At 66.9% G+C, this 15996-nt stretch carries 10 protein-coding genes; 6 read left to right on the top strand and 4 right to left on the bottom strand.

Annotated elements, in window-relative coordinates; all coding sequences use genetic code 11:
* Positions 1-5: 5 nt before the first annotated feature.
* From K3172_RS05340 to K3172_RS05330, 3 genes are read left to right on the top strand one after another with little or no spacing between them, the layout of a single operon-like run.
* Positions 6-1613: an alpha-amylase family glycosyl hydrolase gene (locus K3172_RS05340; RefSeq protein ID WP_221589037.1), complete on the top strand. Its 1608-nt coding sequence runs from the start codon at positions 6-8 to the stop codon at positions 1611-1613.
* Positions 1610-3640, top strand: a complete 2031-nt coding sequence (locus K3172_RS05335) for a glycoside hydrolase family 97 protein (RefSeq protein WP_221587656.1) — start codon at positions 1610-1612, stop codon at positions 3638-3640. The genes K3172_RS05340 and K3172_RS05335 overlap by 4 nt, the downstream gene beginning before the upstream one ends.
* The gene (locus tag K3172_RS05330; RefSeq protein WP_221587654.1) at positions 3637-5130 is read left to right on the top strand and encodes a tryptophan halogenase family protein; all 1494 of its coding nucleotides are present in this window, start codon (positions 3637-3639) and stop codon (positions 5128-5130) included. Before K3172_RS05335 ends, K3172_RS05330 begins: the two co-directional genes overlap by 4 nt.
* On the opposite strand, the gene K3172_RS05325 is transcribed toward K3172_RS05330, so the two are convergent.
* Positions 5127-6041: an aldo/keto reductase gene (locus tag K3172_RS05325; protein ID WP_247717930.1), complete on the bottom strand. Its 915-nt coding sequence runs from the start codon at positions 6039-6041 to the stop codon at positions 5127-5129. The two genes, K3172_RS05330 and K3172_RS05325, sit on opposite strands and share 4 nt — an antisense overlap.
* 146 nt (positions 6042-6187) lie before the next feature.
* On the opposite strand from K3172_RS05325, the gene K3172_RS05320 reads away from it, so the two are divergent.
* From K3172_RS05320 to K3172_RS15735, 3 genes are read left to right on the top strand one after another with little or no spacing between them, the layout of a single operon-like run.
* The gene (locus K3172_RS05320) at positions 6188-7732 is read left to right on the top strand and encodes a hypothetical protein (protein ID WP_221587652.1); all 1545 of its coding nucleotides are present in this window, start codon (positions 6188-6190) and stop codon (positions 7730-7732) included.
* Positions 7732-8892 carry a CaiB/BaiF CoA transferase family protein gene (locus K3172_RS05315; RefSeq protein WP_221587650.1) on the top strand — a complete coding sequence of 387 codons (1161 nt, stop codon included), beginning with the start codon at positions 7732-7734 and terminating at the stop codon, positions 8890-8892. Before K3172_RS05320 ends, K3172_RS05315 begins: the two co-directional genes overlap by 1 nt.
* Positions 8889-9542, top strand: coding sequence for a TetR family transcriptional regulator (locus K3172_RS15735; protein WP_221587648.1), 654 nt, complete (start codon positions 8889-8891; stop codon positions 9540-9542). The genes K3172_RS05315 and K3172_RS15735 overlap by 4 nt, the downstream gene beginning before the upstream one ends.
* On the opposite strand, the gene K3172_RS05305 is transcribed toward K3172_RS15735, so the two are convergent.
* Genes K3172_RS05305 through K3172_RS05295 form a run of 3 tightly spaced genes read right to left on the bottom strand, consistent with a single transcriptional unit; the run spans position 9535 to position 15931 of the window.
* Entirely contained in the window at positions 9535-13257 is a 3723-nt protein-coding gene (locus K3172_RS05305; protein WP_221587646.1) for a GMC oxidoreductase, read from the bottom strand. The genes K3172_RS15735 and K3172_RS05305 overlap by 8 nt on opposite strands.
* On the bottom strand, positions 13254-14726 hold the full coding sequence (locus tag K3172_RS05300; RefSeq protein WP_221587644.1) for a metallophosphoesterase: 1473 nt from the start codon (positions 14724-14726) through the stop codon (positions 13254-13256). Before K3172_RS05300 ends, K3172_RS05305 begins: the two co-directional genes overlap by 4 nt.
* Positions 14723-15931, bottom strand: coding sequence for a serine hydrolase domain-containing protein (locus K3172_RS05295; RefSeq protein ID WP_345725597.1), 1209 nt, complete (start codon positions 15929-15931; stop codon positions 14723-14725). Before K3172_RS05295 ends, K3172_RS05300 begins: the two co-directional genes overlap by 4 nt.
* Positions 15932-15996: the final 65 nt, after the last annotated feature.

Here is a 15996-nt window from a genome sequence, read left to right as displayed (position 1 = left end):
CCACCATGACCGAAGCCGCGCGCGACACCGCCGCCCTGCCGTGGTGGAAGGGTGCGTCGATCTACCAGATCTATCCGCGCAGCTTCCAGGATTCGAACGGCGACGGGGTCGGCGACCTGCCCGGCATTACGCAGCGCCTGCCGCATGTCGCCTCGCTCGGCATCGATGCGATCTGGATTTCGCCCTTCTTCGTCTCGCCGATGAAGGATTTCGGCTATGACGTGGCCGATTATTGCGATGTCGATCCGATCTTCGGCACGCTGGCCGATTTCGACGCGCTGGTCGCCCGCGCTCACGAGCTCGGCCTCAAGGTGCTGATCGATCAGGTCTATTCGCACACTTCGGACGAACATCCGTGGTTCGCCCAGAGCCGCTCCGACAGGAACAATCCGAAGACCGACTGGTATGTCTGGGCGGACGCCAAGCCCGACGGGTCGCCGCCGTCGAACTGGCAATCAGTGTTCGGGGGTCCCGCGTGGACGTGGGACGCCCGGCGCGGCCAGTATTACCTGCACAATTTCCTGAATTCGCAGCCGCAGCTGAACCTGCACAATCGCGATGTGCAGGACGCGGTGCTGGACGTGATGCGCTTCTGGCTGGAGCGCGGGGTCGACGGCTTCCGCATCGATGCGCTCAATTTCGCGATGCACGACCCGCAGTTGCGCGACAATCCGCCTGCGCCCGCAACCGACAAGCCGCGCACGCGCCCGTTCGATTTCCAGCTCAAGCGATACAACCAGAGCCATGCCGACATCCCGGCCTTCATCGAACGCATCCGCGCCCTGACCGACGAATACGACGGCGTGTTCACCGTCGCCGAGGTAGGCGGGGACGAGGCCGAGGTCGAGATGAAGGCCTTCACCGCCGGCGAGACGCATCTCAATTCGGCCTATGGGTTCAACTTCCTCTATGCCGAGAAGCTGACGCCTGGGGCAATCTGCGCCGCGCTCGCCCAATGGCCCGACCACGAGGGCATGGGCTGGCCGAGCTGGGCCTTCGAGAACCACGATGCGCCCCGCGCGGTGAGCCGCTGGTGGAACGCGCAGGAACGCGATGCGGCGGCGCGGCTCAAGGTGCTGCTGCTCGCTTCGCTGCGCGGCAACATCATCCTCTACTACGGCGAGGAGCTGGGCCTGACGCAGGTCGACATCCCGTTCGAGCAACTCCACGATCCCGAGGCCATAGCCAACTGGCCGCTCACGCTCAGCCGTGACGGCGCGCGCACCCCGATGCCGTGGACCGCAGATGCGTCGCATGCCGGATTTACCGCTGGCGAGCCGTGGCTGCCGGTCGGTCCCGAGAATGCCGCAAAGGCCGTGGACGTGCAGGAGGCGGACGATGCCTCGCTGCTCAACCACACGCGTGCGATGATCGCGCTACGCAATGCCAATCCGGCACTGCATCACGGCAGCGTCACGCGCTGCGAAAGTATCGACGGGCTGTTCGTCATCGAACGCCAGGCGACCGGCCAGACCGTCCGGTGCCTGTTCAATCTCGGCGCGACCGCGCAGGCCCTGCCCGAAGAGCTTGGCAAAGGCACCCAACTCGCTTCGGTGAACGATGCCACGCCGACGCTCCTTCCCCCCTATGCCGCACTGGTGATCGAAGCATGACCCTTCCCCGGATCCTCTCCGCCCTCATCCTGCTGTTCGCAGCGCCCGCTGCGCTGGCCGAAGAGGTCGTCACCTCGCCCGACGGCAGAATCACCGTTACGGTCGACGTCAATGGCGAGGGACGGCCGTTCTACCGCGTCGAAAAGGACGGCGCACCGGTCCTCACCGACAGCCGCCTCGGCTTCCTGCTGACCGACCAGGACAAGCTGGAACGCCGCCTCAAGGTGGTCGGCGCCGCCCGCGCCAGCCACGACGAGACATGGGAACAGCCTTGGGGCGAGCAGCGCTTCGTGCGCGATCACCACAATGCGCTGACCGTCCGTTTCGAGGAGGACAGCGAAGCCGCGCGCAAGTTCGGCGTCGCCTTCCGCGTTTTCGACGATGCGGTCGCTTTCAGTTATGTCTTCGACGATGCGAGCATGGGCGAAACCGTGCGCATCGCCGAAGAACTGACCGAGTTCAACCTCGCCGAAGACGGCACCGCATGGTGGATCCCCGGCGGCGAATGGAACCGCTACGAATATCTTTACGAAAAGACGCCGATCTCTGCCGTGTCGGTCGCGCATACGCCGCTGACCTTCCGTATGAACAACGGCACGCATGTCGCTTTGCACGAAGCCGCGTTGGTCGATTTCGCTGGCATGTGGATGAAGCGCACCACGGGCACGAATTTCCGGGCCACGCTCGCGCCGACGGGTTCGGGCGCGGCACGCGCAGTGCGCGACACGCCCTTCGCGACGCCGTGGCGCACGATCCGGATTTCGGACGATGCGGCGGGACTCGCCGAAAGCCTGGTCGAACTGAACCTCAACGCGCCGAACAAGCTCGGCGATGTCAGCTGGTTCAAACCGCACAAATATGTCGGCGTGTGGTGGTCGCTCCACCTCGATGAGGAGACCTGGGGTTCGGGCCCGAAGCATGGCGCGAACACCGCCAACGTGAAGCGCTACATCGACTTCGCGGCCGAGAACGGTTTCGAGGGGGTGCTGGTCGAAGGCTGGAACATCGGCTGGGACGGCAACTGGTTCTTCAACGGATCGGATTTCAGCTTCACCGAGGCCTATCCCGACTACGACTTCGAGGAGCTGGCCCGCTATGCCGCCGAAAAGGGCGTGCCGATCGTCGGCCATCACGAGACCAGCGGCGATGTCGGCAATTACGAAGCCCAACTCGCAGCTGGGCTCGACCTGATGGCGGCGCGCGGCGTGAAGACGATCAAGAGCGGCTATGTCACCGACGCCTGCAATTTGCGCTACGTCCATCCCGACGGCAGCGAGACGCGCGAATGCACCGAAAGCCAGGTGATGCAACGCCACCACCTCAAGGTCGTGACCGAGGCGGCGAAGCGAAGGATCGCGATCAATCCGCACGAGCCGGTGAAGGATACGGGCCTCAGGCGCACCTATCCCAACTGGGTCGCCCGAGAAGGCGCGCGCGGCATGGAGTTCAGCGCCTGGGGCGTGCCGCCCAACGGGCCGAGCCACGTGCCGACCATGGTGTTCACGCGGCTGCTCTCCGGGCCGATGGACTACACGCCCGGCATCCTCAGCCTCGAAGGTCGCGGCCAGCCGCTGCAGATGACGATGGCCCGCGCGCTGGCCGAATATGTGCTGGTCTACTCGCCGATCCAGATGGTCGCCGACCTGCCCGAACACTATGCCGAGCATCCCGGCGCGTTCCAGTTCATCAAGGACGTGCCCGCGGACTGGTCGGAAAGCCGCGTGCTCGATGCCGAGATCGGCGAATATGTCGTGACCGCGCGCAAGGACCGCAACAGCGAGGAGTGGTTCCTTGGTGGCGGGGCGGACGAGAAGGGTCGCGACACGCGGGTCGCGCTCGATTTCCTCGATCCAGGCAAGACCTATCGCGCGCAGATCTATCGCGATGCAGAGACCGCGCATTTCCAAGGCCCAACGCGGTTCGACATTGTGATCGAGGAGCGCGAGGTTGCAGCCGGCAACACACTCGACCTGCGCATGGCACCGGGTGGCGGATTTGCAGTGCGGCTGATACCCGTCGAAGGGTGAGCACCCCTGCCCCTCCCCGCGTCGTCGTTCTCGGCGGCGGCAGCGCCGGTTGGATCACCGCCTGCCTGCTCCATCACCAGTGGGGCGAACGCGGCGGATCGGTGACGGTAGTCGAGAGCCCGGAGATCGGGATCATCGGCGTCGGCGAAGGCTCGACCCCGCAATTGAAGGCCTTCTTCGAGCACCTCGGCATAGCCGAAGCCGATTGGATGCCAGCCTGCGACGCGACCTACAAACTCGGCATCCGCTTCACCGGCTGGAGCGAGCGTACGGGTTGTGAAAGCTATTTCCATCCCTTCCCCGGCCCCGTCGATCTGCACAGCGAGCCGGGCTTCCTGCACAATTGTGCGCTGCGTCGAAGGGGCGTGGACGTGCCGGCACACCCCGACGACTGGTTCTTGGCAGAGGCGCTTTCCGAGGGCCGCAAGTCGCCGATTCCGGAGGAGAATTTTCCCTTCGGCCCGAGCTATGGCTACCATTTCGACGCGCACAAGCTGGGCGCTTTCCTGCGCGATTGGGCGACAAAGCGCGGCGTAACGCACCGCGCAACGCGGGTAGAAGAGGTTGAACTGACCCCGGACGGCGATGTCGCCGCGCTGCTCTGCGATGATGGCGAGCGCATCGAAGGCGACATCTTCGTCGACTGCTCGGGTTTCCGCTCGCTGATCGCGCAGCAGAGGCTCGGCGCGCCATTCATCCCCTTCGGCGAAAACCTGTTCAACGACCGGGCCGTCGTGATGCCGACGGCGCATCGCGAGCCGGTGAAGCCGCAGACCGACAGCATCGCCATGTCGGGCGGCTGGCGCTGGTCGATCCCGCTGACCAGCCGGGTCGGCAATGGCTATGTCTACTCCTCGAAATACATTTCCGACGAGGATGCCGAAGCCGAACTGCGCAAGGCGATCGGCATGGAGGATCAGGGCGATGCGCGTGTCCTCCAGATGCGCGTCGGGCGAGTGGCGGATAGCTGGACCGGGAACTGCCTCGCCGCGGGCCTCTCGCAAGGGTTTATCGAGCCGCTCGAAGCGACTGCGCTCCATATCGTGATCGTCACCGCGCTGGACTTTGCCCGGGCCTACGAAAGCGGCGGGTTCACCGCGCAGAACCGCGAGGAATTCAACTGGCGGATTGCCGCCAAATACGAGGGCATCCGCGACTACATCGTCGCGCATTACCGCCTCAACCAGCGCAGCGACACGGCCTATTGGCGGGACAATGCCGCCAACCATGCCCTGTCGGACGATCTCAAGGCGATGATGACCGCCTGGTTCACGCATGAGGATATCGGCAGGCTCAATGCCGAGCAGCACGGCGGCAACCCGCACTATGCCAACATGAGCTGGCACTGCCTGTTCGCGGGCTACGGCACCTTCCCGCCGCAAGCGAAGATGCAGGCACCGCCGCCCGGCCTGCATATCTCGGACGTCGAGCAGACCCGCGCCATGCTGGCCGCCTGCGCGTCGAACTTTCCCGATTACGCGCCCGCCTAGGGCAGCGGAGCCCCGCGCGCTGCGGTCAGCACGGCGTACCATTGCGTCCGTGTCCAGCGAACCTTCGCCACGTCTGCCAGCTCCGCAATGCGCGCCGGATTCTGGCTGCCGCCGATGGGGATCGGATGGGCAGGATGCGCGGCGATCCAGCTCATTGCGGCGACCGCGCGGCTGACGCCATGCGCCTCGGCCACCGTATCGAGCGCGGCCGCGAGGGCGATCTCGCGCTGCGTTTCGGGCCGGGCAATCCGGCCGCCGCCCAGCGGCGACCAGGCGAGCACCGCCAGCCCGTGCCGCATCGCCTGGTCGAACTGGCCGTCCTCGAGCGGATCGAGATGCAGCGCCGAAAATTCGGGCTGGCTCGACGCGAGCGGCACGTCGAGGAAATGGACCAGCGCCTCGATCTGCCCAGGCGTGAAATTCGACACGCCGACCGCGCCGACCTTGCCCGAGCGCACCGCATTCCCGAGCGTGCGTGCCAGTTCCTGCGGATGCGCGAGGACATCGGGCCGGTGGACCTGCCACAGGTCCACGCGCTCGACCCCGAGCCGTTGCAGCGAGGCGTCGATGGCGGAGGCGAGATAGGCCGGCGAGCTGTCGTAAGGCACGCCCATCACGATGCCGCCCTTGGTCGCGAGGACCAGCCGGTCGCGTAGGCCGGGACTGGCCGCGAAGACTTCGCCCAGCAAGGCCTCAGCCGACCCCCAGCCGGGGCCGTCCACGCCGTAGATATCTGCCGTGTCGAACAGCGTCACGCCGGCGTCGAGCGCGGCTTCGACAAGCCGCGTCGCTTCGTCGAGAGTCGCGCCTGCAAAACGCCACATGCCCCAGGCGACCGGCCCGATCGCGGGACCGTTGGGACCGAGCCTGCGACGGGAGGGCGGATGGGGCAGGTACGCGGCTTCGGTCATGGTCTGTGGGCCTTGATGGGTTGGGCCCTTCCCCCTCGGCAATATCCGGGCTCCCCGCAAGCCCTGCGTCGACGCGGCCCCCAAAGCACGCTTGACGACTCAAATGCTTCTTTGAAATAGTCCTTGGAAACGAGAGAGGATTTCGGATGAGCACTGCGCAGGCCGTCACCGGCAACACCCCCGTGATCGTGGGGGTCGGCCAGCTGACCAGCCACTGGTATGGCGAGGATGCGGCCACCGCCCCCTCGCCGCAGGACCTGCGCCGCGACGCCGCGCAACTGGCCCTCGACGATAGCGACGCGGCAGACGCGCTGCGCGGCGCGATCGACCGGATCGTCGCCGTGCGCACCACACCGGACTCGATCCCCGGAGCCCCCCAGCCCTTCGGCAGATGCGAGAACCCGCCCGCCACGGTCGCCGCGGACCTCGGCATCGAGGGCACCGAAAACATCTATTCCGAGCTCGGCGGCAACCAGCCGCAGGAGCTGGTCAACGAACTCGCCGCGGCGCTGCATGCGGGCGAAACCAGGGCCGCGCTGCTGGTCGGCGCGGAGGCGACGCGCGCGCTCAAGGCCGCGGTGCGCAAGGGCCTGCAGCTCGACTGGTCGCGCTCGGCCGAAGGGCCGCAGACCGATCGCGGCTATGGCGGTGCGCTGCTCTCGCCCTACGAGATCCGCAACGGGCTCGGCGCGCCGACGCAGACCTATCCAGCGTTCGAACATGCGCTGCGCAGGCGGCTCGGCAACAGCCGCAGAGAGCACATGGCGCTGATGGCGGAGTTGTGGGAGGGCTTCTCGCAGGTCGCCGCCGCCAACCCGCATTCTCAGTTTCCGCGAGCCCGCAGCGCGGAATTCCTCTCGACGCCGAGCGCCGAGAACTATCCCGTCGCCGATCCCTACCTGAAATGGCACGTCGCGCAGGATGCGGTGAACCAGGCGGCCGCGGTGGTGATGACCACCGTGGCCGAGGCCGAGCGCCTGGGCATCGACCGCGCCAAGTGGGTCTTCCTCCACGGCCACGCGCAGGCGAAGGACGCCTTCGTGACCGAACGCGGGGACATCTCGCGGTCGCTGCCGATGGAGAAGGCGCTGGCCCTTGCGCTGGAGAGCAGCGGTAAGAGCGCCGCGGATATCGCGATCTACGACATCTACAGCTGCTTCCCCTGCGCGGTGCTGCTCGCGACCGAGTCGCTCGGCATCGACTGGCGGACGCGGCCCGTGACGGTGACCGGCGGCCTCCCCTTCTTCGGCGGGCCGGGCAACAACTATTCGCTCCACGCCATCGCCACCATGACAGAGCGCCTGCGGGCGCAGCCGGGCGATTTCGGACTGGTCCTCGCCAATGGCGGCTTCCTCAGCAAGGAAGCGGTCGGGGTCTATTCGACCGAGGCACCCCAGGACTGGCAGCCGGTATCCAGTGCCGCCATCCAGCAGGCAATCGACGCGCAAGCGGCACCCGCGCTGCTCGAAAGCGACGGCGAAATTACGGTCGAGACCTACACGGTAGTGTTCAGCAAGGGCGAACCGACGCGCGGATACGTTATCGGCAGCAGCCCGGAGGGGCGCATGCTGGCGTGCATCGAGAAAGGCGATACGGCGACGCTCGCCGCGCTGCTGGCCGAGGACCCCGTCGGCAAGATCGCCCGCATCGCGCATCGCGACGGGGCGAACATCATCGCCGGGCTCGGCTGATGGAGGCGGGCGACGGCGAGCCCATGCTCGAAGGCATCAGGGTGGTCGACCTGACCACCGTGGTCTTCGGCCCCTATTGCACGCAGATGCTGGCCGATCTCGGCGCCGAGGTCACGAAGATCGAGACGCCCGGCATCGGTGACGCTTATCGCTGGGCCGGCACACCCGCGAAGACAAGAGGCATGGGCCCCGGCTTCATCGCCATCAACCGGGGCAAGCAATCGCTCGCGCTCGACCTCAAGAACGCGGACGACAAGGCGCGCATGCTCGACCTGTTGCGCGAGGCGGACGTGTTCGTCGTCAACGTGCGCGGCAAGGCGCTGGAGCGGCTCGGGCTCGATTACGACAGCCTGCGCGCGATCAATCCTCAGGTGATCTACGTCCATTGCGTCGGCTTCGGGCAGGACGGGCCCTACGCCGATTTGCAGGCCTATGACGACGTCATCCAGGCCGCGAGCGGGACGGCCACCATGCTGCCGCGCGTCGACGGGAACCCGCGCGCCCGCTACTTGCCCTCGCTGATTGCGGACAAGGTTGCAGGGCTTCACGCCGCTCACGCCACCCTCGCCGCGATCGTCCATCGCCTGCGCACCGGGCGCGGCCAGCATGTCGAAGTGCCGATGCTCGAGGCCTTCACCGGTTTCATGATGCTCGAGCATCTGGGCGGGCTGACCTTCGATCCGCCCAACGCGCCGGTTGGCTACAACCGCCAGCTCGAACCCGACCGCCAGCCCTTTCCGACGTCCGATGGATACGTCAGCATCGTTCCCTATACCGACGGGTCGTGGGCCAAGGTCTTCGGCCTGCTCGGCGCGCCGCAAGTGCTGGAGGACGAGCGCTTTGCCGATCCGGTCTCACGGTTCCACAATGTCGCCGGGCTCTACCGGGAGATGGCGCGGCTCACGCAGGGCTTCACCACCGCCGAACTGGTCGCAAAGTGCCATGCGGAGCAGATCCCGGCGCAGGCGGTGCGCGACATGGGCGATATCCTCGAAGACCCGCATCTCGCCGCGACCGGGTTCTTCCGCCGCCGCGAGCACCCGACCGAGGGCACCTATGTCGAGATGCGCCCGCCCTTCACCTTCGGCGATTACGACCCGCCCGAACTCGCGCCGACGCCACATGTCGGCGAGCACAATGCCGCAGGCGAGACATCGTGAACCGCCCGGCTCCCTCCCCCAGCCGCGCCGGCAATGCGACGCGCGCGAAGATCATCGCCGCCGCGCGCGAGCTGATGTGCGAGAAGGACGTGCTCGAGGTCTCGATCTCGGAGATAACCCAGCGCGCGGGCTGCAACATCGCTGCGGTCAGCTACCACTTCGGCGGGCGCGAGGGGCTGATGGTCTCGATCGCCCGTGATGACGCGGAGTTTGCCGTGGGCCAGCTCGACCGGCTGCTCGCCGCCGACATGTCGCCGCCGGACAAGATTGCGCACCACGTCGCCGGGATCGTGCGCGCCTATTACCGGCGGCCCTATCTCCACCGCCTGCTGCACAAGCTGATCCGCGAAGGGTCGAGCGAGGCGGCGACGCTGGTGACCGGCTTCTTCACCCGTCCCGTGGCCGAAGCGCGGCGCACGATCATCGCGCAGGGGGTCGAGCAGGGCCTGTTCCGCGCGGTCGATACCGACCTCGTCGGCTACGCGATCGAGGGGGCCTGCGCGCATATCTTCACCTCCGCCGCCTCGCGCCGCGCGCTGCTCGGCACGGGCGAGCTCGACGAGGCGCTGGTCGAACGCTTTGCCGCCAGCACTGCCGAACTCGTCGTGCGCGGGCTGCTCGCACCTGGCGCGGCTTGGGAGGCTAGTTGAACCGCTCCAGCTCTTCGACGATGCGGGGGCTGACATCGCGATGGGCATTGCGGCCGATGAAGAGGTCCATGTGCCCGTATTCGGGGATCAGGATCAGGCGGTAGTCGCCCTTGCCATCCCGCCCCTCGCGCCGGTTGCGCCGTGCCGCCTCGCTCTGCAGCCACAGCAGCGTGCGCTGGGCGCTTTCGGGATAGAAGATCTGGTTGGTCGCGCCGGCGAGGAAGGTGATCGGCAGGTCTAGCCGCGCCGCGCCCTCGGGCGTGACATAGACGTCCCGGCCATCCTTATCGACCGCCTTGCCCGCCTCGGTGATGCGCTGCATCTGGTCGAAGGGTTTCACCGGCACGCGGCTGAACATGCTGCCGAGCGCGACATGCGTGTCATGGCCCAGCTGTGCGTGATCCCAGCTCGGGCCGTAGACCGCGGAGACGCGGCGGCAGGTCGGGTTGTGGCACTCCTGCCCCTCGGGCACGGGCAGGTTCCAGGCCATCGCGTCGATCTCGTAATCGAGTTCGGTGCCCTGCGGGACGAAATCGAAATGCCCGTCGAGTTGCGCGACCTGTCCGAGCACCCCTGCCGTATCGAGATCGGCCTTGAGGTAGTTCATCCAGTCGGTCACCGGATGGAGCGTCAGCTGCGAGCTGACCAGCTGGCGGAAGCAGTCGACCTTGCCCGCGGCGATCGCCATCAGCAGGCTCATCGAACCGACGCAATGGACCATGCCCTGCAAATCCTTCGCGCCGGTCCTGTCGAGCACGAATCGCGTCGCCGCCGGCCAGTCGAGGAGCGCGATGTCGTCTATGGTTAATTCGGGCGGGCGCTCGGTCGAATTGCCGGAATCGCCGCTGGCGCGGTAGTCGAACAGCCAGACGTCATAGCCCTTGCCGCACAGCGTCTCGACGAGGTTCTCCTCGACAGTGGGCGTGGCGAAGGAGGACGCCTTCACCGAAAATCCCGGGGCTAGCATCACCGGCCCCTTGGGCCCGCCCCGATAGCGGGTGAGGCCGATGGTAACCCCGTCACCGGTCGGAACGACAAATTTCTCCGGCGCGGGCGCGCGCAAGGCGCGGTGGACCTGCGTCGCCGCTTCCTTGCCCGCGAAGTCGTTGAGCAGAGCCAGCATCCCGCCATAGGCCTGGAAGGAAGACATGCCGAACAGCGCGGCGAACTTGGCGACGAAATATTCCGACACCGCATTCTCGACGCGGCTGTCGATAGCGATCAGCTTGCCCAGCGTATCGTGATGCACGCCGAGCTTCATGCTCGAGGCCTGCCACATGAGGTCTTCCAGCCCCAGCCGCAGGATGCCCTGCGCGAGCAGAGCACCGCCCGCGTCCTCGCCCTCGCCCTCGCGGATCGTGACGTAGAGCTTGGTGAGATCGGTCCAGGGGTCCGATCCGTGGCGCTTCTCTAACACCTTGAAGCCGTGGAACCGGCACGGTCCGCCGTCCGCCCGGTCGAGCTGCAGGTCGTAGGTCATGGTCCAGCTCTCGGGCCGGTCAGGATCGACCACCAGCAGATGGAAGGTGCCTTTGCGCACAGTCATCGGCTGTGCGCTTACGAGAGGACAGTCGACGGTCCCGGTGATCTCCGCCGGGTGCGAGGGATCGGTGCTCAGCCGGTTGAGGTCGTCGGTACTGACGGTCAGTTCGAAGGCGCAGGGCTGGCCGAGGCTTTCGCCCCAGGCCGCGCCGATGGTGTAGCCATTGGCGATGCGCTGGCTCGCCGGCGTCTCGCGATCGTCGGGCTGGTGGCTGACATGGCCGCGCATGCGCTCGGTGAAGCGGAAGCTCGGGCTGGTCTCGTCGGGATGCGCCTTGATGAAATCGAAGACGTGTCTCTTGGCTTCCTCGAACAGCCCGCCTTCCACCAGCTTCGTGACCTTTTCGACCGGCGAAAACGCGGCGGCGATGACTTTCTTCGGGTCCGGCCTGGGTTTGGGCAGCGGCGTACTCGGCCCGATGGCGCGGTCGAACGCCCACCCCTCGCGCGAAGCGAGCAAGTCCATCGCCCGCTCCGCCACCGCGCTGATCGTCAGCAGCGGGTTGACGCCGACTGCGGCCGGCATCACCGACCCGTCGCAGACATAGAGGCCCTCGTGGACCGCGCTGCCCGAGGTGCCCGCGTAGACCCGGCAGGCGTCGTCCACCACGCCTTCGCTCGCATCGTCGCCCATGCCGCAGCCGCCCAGCGGGTGGACGGTGATGAGCTTCTTGCCTAGCGGATCGGTCCAGAGCGGATCGGGGAAATACTGGCCCGAGATCGCCTGCGCCGCCTTCGCCATCCAGTCGCTGTCGCGCTGCATGGTTTCCTCGGCACCCGCGCCCGGCCAGTCGATGGCTACCCGGTCGCCCGTCAGCACGAGCCTGCCGCCCGCATCGTCGACGCTCATCACCAGATAGGACTGGGTGCGCGCGACCGGCCCCTTGTAGGCCCAGTCGACCACGCTCGCAGGGTGTTCCTGGAACGCCTCGCCCATAGCCTTGGCGTCCATCATGCGCGGCTTGACCTGGTCCATGCCGAAGCGCGTGAAGCTGCCCGCCGCTGCCTCGGCGAAGAAGAACACCGGCGCGAACATCGGCGCGGCGATGCCCGGAGGCGCACCGTCCTCGATCACCAGCCCTTGCGTCGGATCGGCCATGTCGCGCATGTCGATCACGCCGGTGATGCAGGGGCCGGGGTATTTCTCTTTCGGCACGTCGTTCGCGCCGATGCCGATGGAATAGATGGGGTCGGCGACGAGATTGTCGCCCTCGCCCTCGGTCTTCCAGTAGGAATCGTAGGCGAAGCCGAGCGCGTCGCCATTGCCCGAGAAGCTCTCGCCCAGCCGGTCCGACAGCGCGAGGCCCTTGTCGCGGCTGCGCAGCAGGATTTCGGTCGAGCCTATCGCGCCCGCGCCGAGGATCACGTGGTCCGCCGTCACGCTGCCCGCCTCACCCGGTGCGTCCTTGCCATTGGGCTCGAAATGCACCCGCCAGCGCGCGCCGTCGCGTTCGACCCACAGGACTTTCGCCTGCGTGAAGATCTCCGCGCCGTTGTTCGCTGCATCGGGAAGGTAGTTCATCAGCGTCGTGTTCTTCGCGCCGAAATTGCAGCCACTGCAGCAATCGCCGCAGCCCACGCACGCCGGTTGCGGGACGCCGAACGCATTGGTCCGGTCCTCGAAGTTCACCGCGATGGGCGGGCGATAGCACGGCTGGCCGAGCGCCTCGGCCGCCTTCTCGAGCGCTTTCAGCTTGCCGAGTTCGGGATAGCTATCGGGATAGGGCGTCGCCGCCAGCATCGCCCGCGCATGGTTGTAATAAGGCTGGAGGACAGCGGGATTCTCCCGGAAAACCTTGGGCCATCCCTGCGCCTTCACCAGCTCGGGATGCACCTCCAGCGCGACGTTGGCGTTGATCAGCGAGGTGCCGCCCAGCCCGCATCCGACCAGCGCCCACATGTCCTCGTTGACGTGCAGTTCGAACAGCGCATCGGCCTCGCCCAGCCGCCCGCGCGAGGTGTTGGCCTGCATCGCCCCCTGCGCATCGGCGAGCTTGTTCGGGTACTCGCCCGGCAGCATCTCGCGCCCGCGTTCGAGCACACAGACCTGTTGGCCCGCACGCGACAGGCGCGAGGCGGCTACGCCCGCGCCATAGCCCGAGCCGACGACCACGACCGTGTAATGCGAACCGATCTGCGAGAGAGCGTGGGCGATGCGTGTCTGGCCGGTCATTCCGCTGCCTCCCGCGCGGTTTCGGACAGGTCGAGGAAGCGCTCCACGCGCGCTTCGCTGAGTTCGTCGATCCGGTGCGCGACCTCCGCCGTGAAGGCCGACCACTTGCGCGAATGCTCTGCCACCGCCTCGCGGGCGGCGGCGAGAAACGCATCCTGTTTCGGCCCGTAGCCACCGCCGCCGGAGACGCGCACTTCTGGCATGGCGACGCCCGCCGGATCGTTGAAGAGCCGCAACGAGACTGCCTCCAGATCGCCGTCGATCAGGATCGCCGAGGCGCCCTGGCACGGCATCAGCTTGGGCTCGTCGAGCACCCAGCCGCCGGTGTTGAAGACGCCCACGGGGTGCGCATAGCCGGGCACGGAAAGCTGGTCCTGGAACGGCTTGTGCGTATGGCCGAAGATGAAGCGCACATCCTTCGGCACCTTGCCAAGCTCGCTCTCGAACTGGTTGCGGACCGGGCCGGAGAGATACCAGAGGAGATCCCCGGTCTCGGACGGGCTCATCGCCTGCCGGAAGCCGTCGCGCTGCACCTCCGCCTCGCGGCCCGCCGCCAGCACCACGCCCGCGCGGATGAGGTTGCCCGGCGTGATGCCGTATTTGAGCGGCGCTTCCGTGTTCACGCCCATGCGTTTCTGCAGCTCGTCCGCGATGCGGCTGGCGATCTTCTCACCGAGCTGGTGCGAGGCACCGGCATCGAGCATGGTCGCATAAAGCGTGTTCGCGCCCTCGCCCACTTCGCCCGAGCTGCCGAGATCGGACCACAGGAAATCGACCCAGCTGCCGTTCTGCCGCTCGAGGTCGAGCGTCGTGTCCGGCAGGCCATCCTTGTCGTCGAGCCAGCCGCTGATCCGCGAGAGCAGGCGATAGGACGCGTCGAGGTAATGACCGTGGTGCATCACCACCGCCGCCTCGCCATCGTCGGATACCAGCGCCAGGTTCGGATAGGCGACCCTGACCACGCCGTCGGCGATCGGGTGGCCGTACCGCTGCATCAGCGCGGTGAGCAGCCGGCATTCGTATTGGGGCCGCTCGGTCATCAGCGAGATATGCTCGAGATCGTCCGGCACCTTCACGCCGGGGTGGGTCTCGATCTTCTCGACCTGGCTGATGAAGGCATGGTCCTGAACCATACGCCAGATGTGGTGGTCATGATTGCCGGGGACGTAGACGATTTCTGGATCGAACACCTGCTCCACACCGGCAGGGAAGAAGCAGTGCAGCAATTGCACGAAGCTGCGGCTCACCTCGCCGAAGGGGGACAGGCCGAGGTCGAGCGCATCGCCGAGCAAAACCAGCTGGACCTTTTCGCCGCCTGCAAGATCGCGCGCGGTGGCCCGCAAGGCCTCGCCAAAGCGCGCCAGCACGGCGCCGGGCTCGTCGACCACGTGCGCGCCTTCGCGGTGTGTCAGCAGGCTGTCGTCCGCGCCCAGGTGCAGGTCGGACAGGACTATGGTGCGCAGGCTCATGCGCCAGTCTCCTCGAGGCATTGGTAAAAGGCGTCGCGACAATCCTTCTCGCGCGGATCGTCCCATTTGTGGGTGCCCATGTCATTGGTGACCCAGGCATAAGCGACTTGGTCTTCTGGGTCCGCGAAGGCGAGCGAGCCGCCGACCGCGAAAGTGCCGAAGGCGGCGCGGTTGCGGGCGAATTCCCACCCGTCGAATGGCTTTTCGAAGCCGTGCGAATAGCGCACCGGGCAATGAAGCACCTGGTCCTGCAGGCCCTTGCGCGGCGGGGCGATACCCTCGGCAAGCGCGGCCAAGACTGTTGGCGAAATGCCCAGGGCAGCGCCGCCCGTGGCGAAGGCGTTATATACTTTGCCGAGCCCCCTGGCCGATGCCATGCCGCCTGCCGCGCCCTGCTCGATGTGCCAGAATTCGGGCGTGTCGAGCGCCGCGGGACCCTGCAGGAACAGCGGGTTGTTGAGCGCGCGGAAGGTGAGCGTCCAAGGCGCAAACATGCCGGCGATCAGCGGCCAGCTCATGTTCTTCCGGTGCAGCACCATGTCGGGCAGGCCGAAGCCCTTGATCCGCGCGATGCGATCCGTGTCGAAATCGCGCGGCAGGCCGAACCACACGTCGGCATCCAGCGGTCCGGCGATCTCCTCGGCAAGGAAACGGTCGAGATGGCGGCCCTGTGGATCGCGCCCATGGATCAGTTCGCAGGCCAGCCAGCCGAGCGAATAGGGATGGTTGCCGCTATAGTCGCCGGGCGCCCAGTTGGGCTTCTGCTCCGCCACCGCCTGCGCCATCAACGCATGGTCGGCCATCGTCTCGCAACTGAGCTTGCGGTCGAGCGCGGCGACACCCGCTTGTTCCGACAAGACCTGCCCGACGCTGAGCACCTCTTTCCCGTGGCAGGCGAATTCGGGCCAGACCTCGCCGATGGGCTGGTCGTAGTCGAAATAGCCGCGCGAAGCCGCGAGCGCGCAGGCCGCGCCGCTCAGCCCCTTGCTGACCGAGAAAACGAGCGTGATGGTGTCGTCGGTCCACGGGCGGGTGCGCGCCGCGTCCTTCCAGCCGCCGTGGAGGTCGACCACGCATTCGCCGCCATGGTAGATCGTGCAGGCCCCACCCAGCATGCCTGCCGCGATGTGGCGGGCAAAGGCTTCGCGCACCGGCTCGAAGCCTGGCGCGACATGGCCGCCGACCGCACCGTCATATTGACCCACGCTTCACCCCCGATTTGCGATCCGGGGGCGTTTTGCCAGCGAAAGCCTAACCGCTCGTAAACATG

Source organism: Qipengyuania proteolytica (genome assembly GCF_019711565.1).
Taxonomy (GTDB): domain Bacteria; phylum Pseudomonadota; class Alphaproteobacteria; order Sphingomonadales; family Sphingomonadaceae; genus Qipengyuania; species Qipengyuania proteolytica.
The sequence above is the reverse complement of the archived record's forward strand: the minus strand, read 5'-3'. Positions and strand labels throughout refer to the sequence as shown.

What these genes read in the sequence shown, in the direction of transcription:
- K3172_RS05325 (WP_247717930.1), bottom strand. Translation starts at nt 6,041, where the DNA reads ATGACCGAAGCCGCGTACCTGCCCCATCCGCCCTCCCGTCGCAGGCTC.
- K3172_RS05320 (WP_221587652.1), top strand. Translation starts at nt 6,188, where the DNA reads ATGAGCACTGCGCAGGCCGTCACCGGCAACACCCCCGTGATCGTGGGG.
- K3172_RS05305 (WP_221587646.1), bottom strand. Translation starts at nt 13,257, where the DNA reads ATGACCGGCCAGACACGCATCGCCCACGCTCTCTCGCAGATCGGTTCG.
- K3172_RS05300 (WP_221587644.1), bottom strand. Translation starts at nt 14,726, where the DNA reads ATGAGCCTGCGCACCATAGTCCTGTCCGACCTGCACCTGGGCGCGGAC.
- K3172_RS05340 (WP_221589037.1), top strand. Translation starts at nt 6, where the DNA reads ATGACCGAAGCCGCGCGCGACACCGCCGCCCTGCCGTGGTGGAAGGGT.
- K3172_RS05315 (WP_221587650.1), top strand. Translation starts at nt 7,732, where the DNA reads ATGGAGGCGGGCGACGGCGAGCCCATGCTCGAAGGCATCAGGGTGGTC.
- K3172_RS05335 (WP_221587656.1), top strand. Translation starts at nt 1,610, where the DNA reads ATGACCCTTCCCCGGATCCTCTCCGCCCTCATCCTGCTGTTCGCAGCG.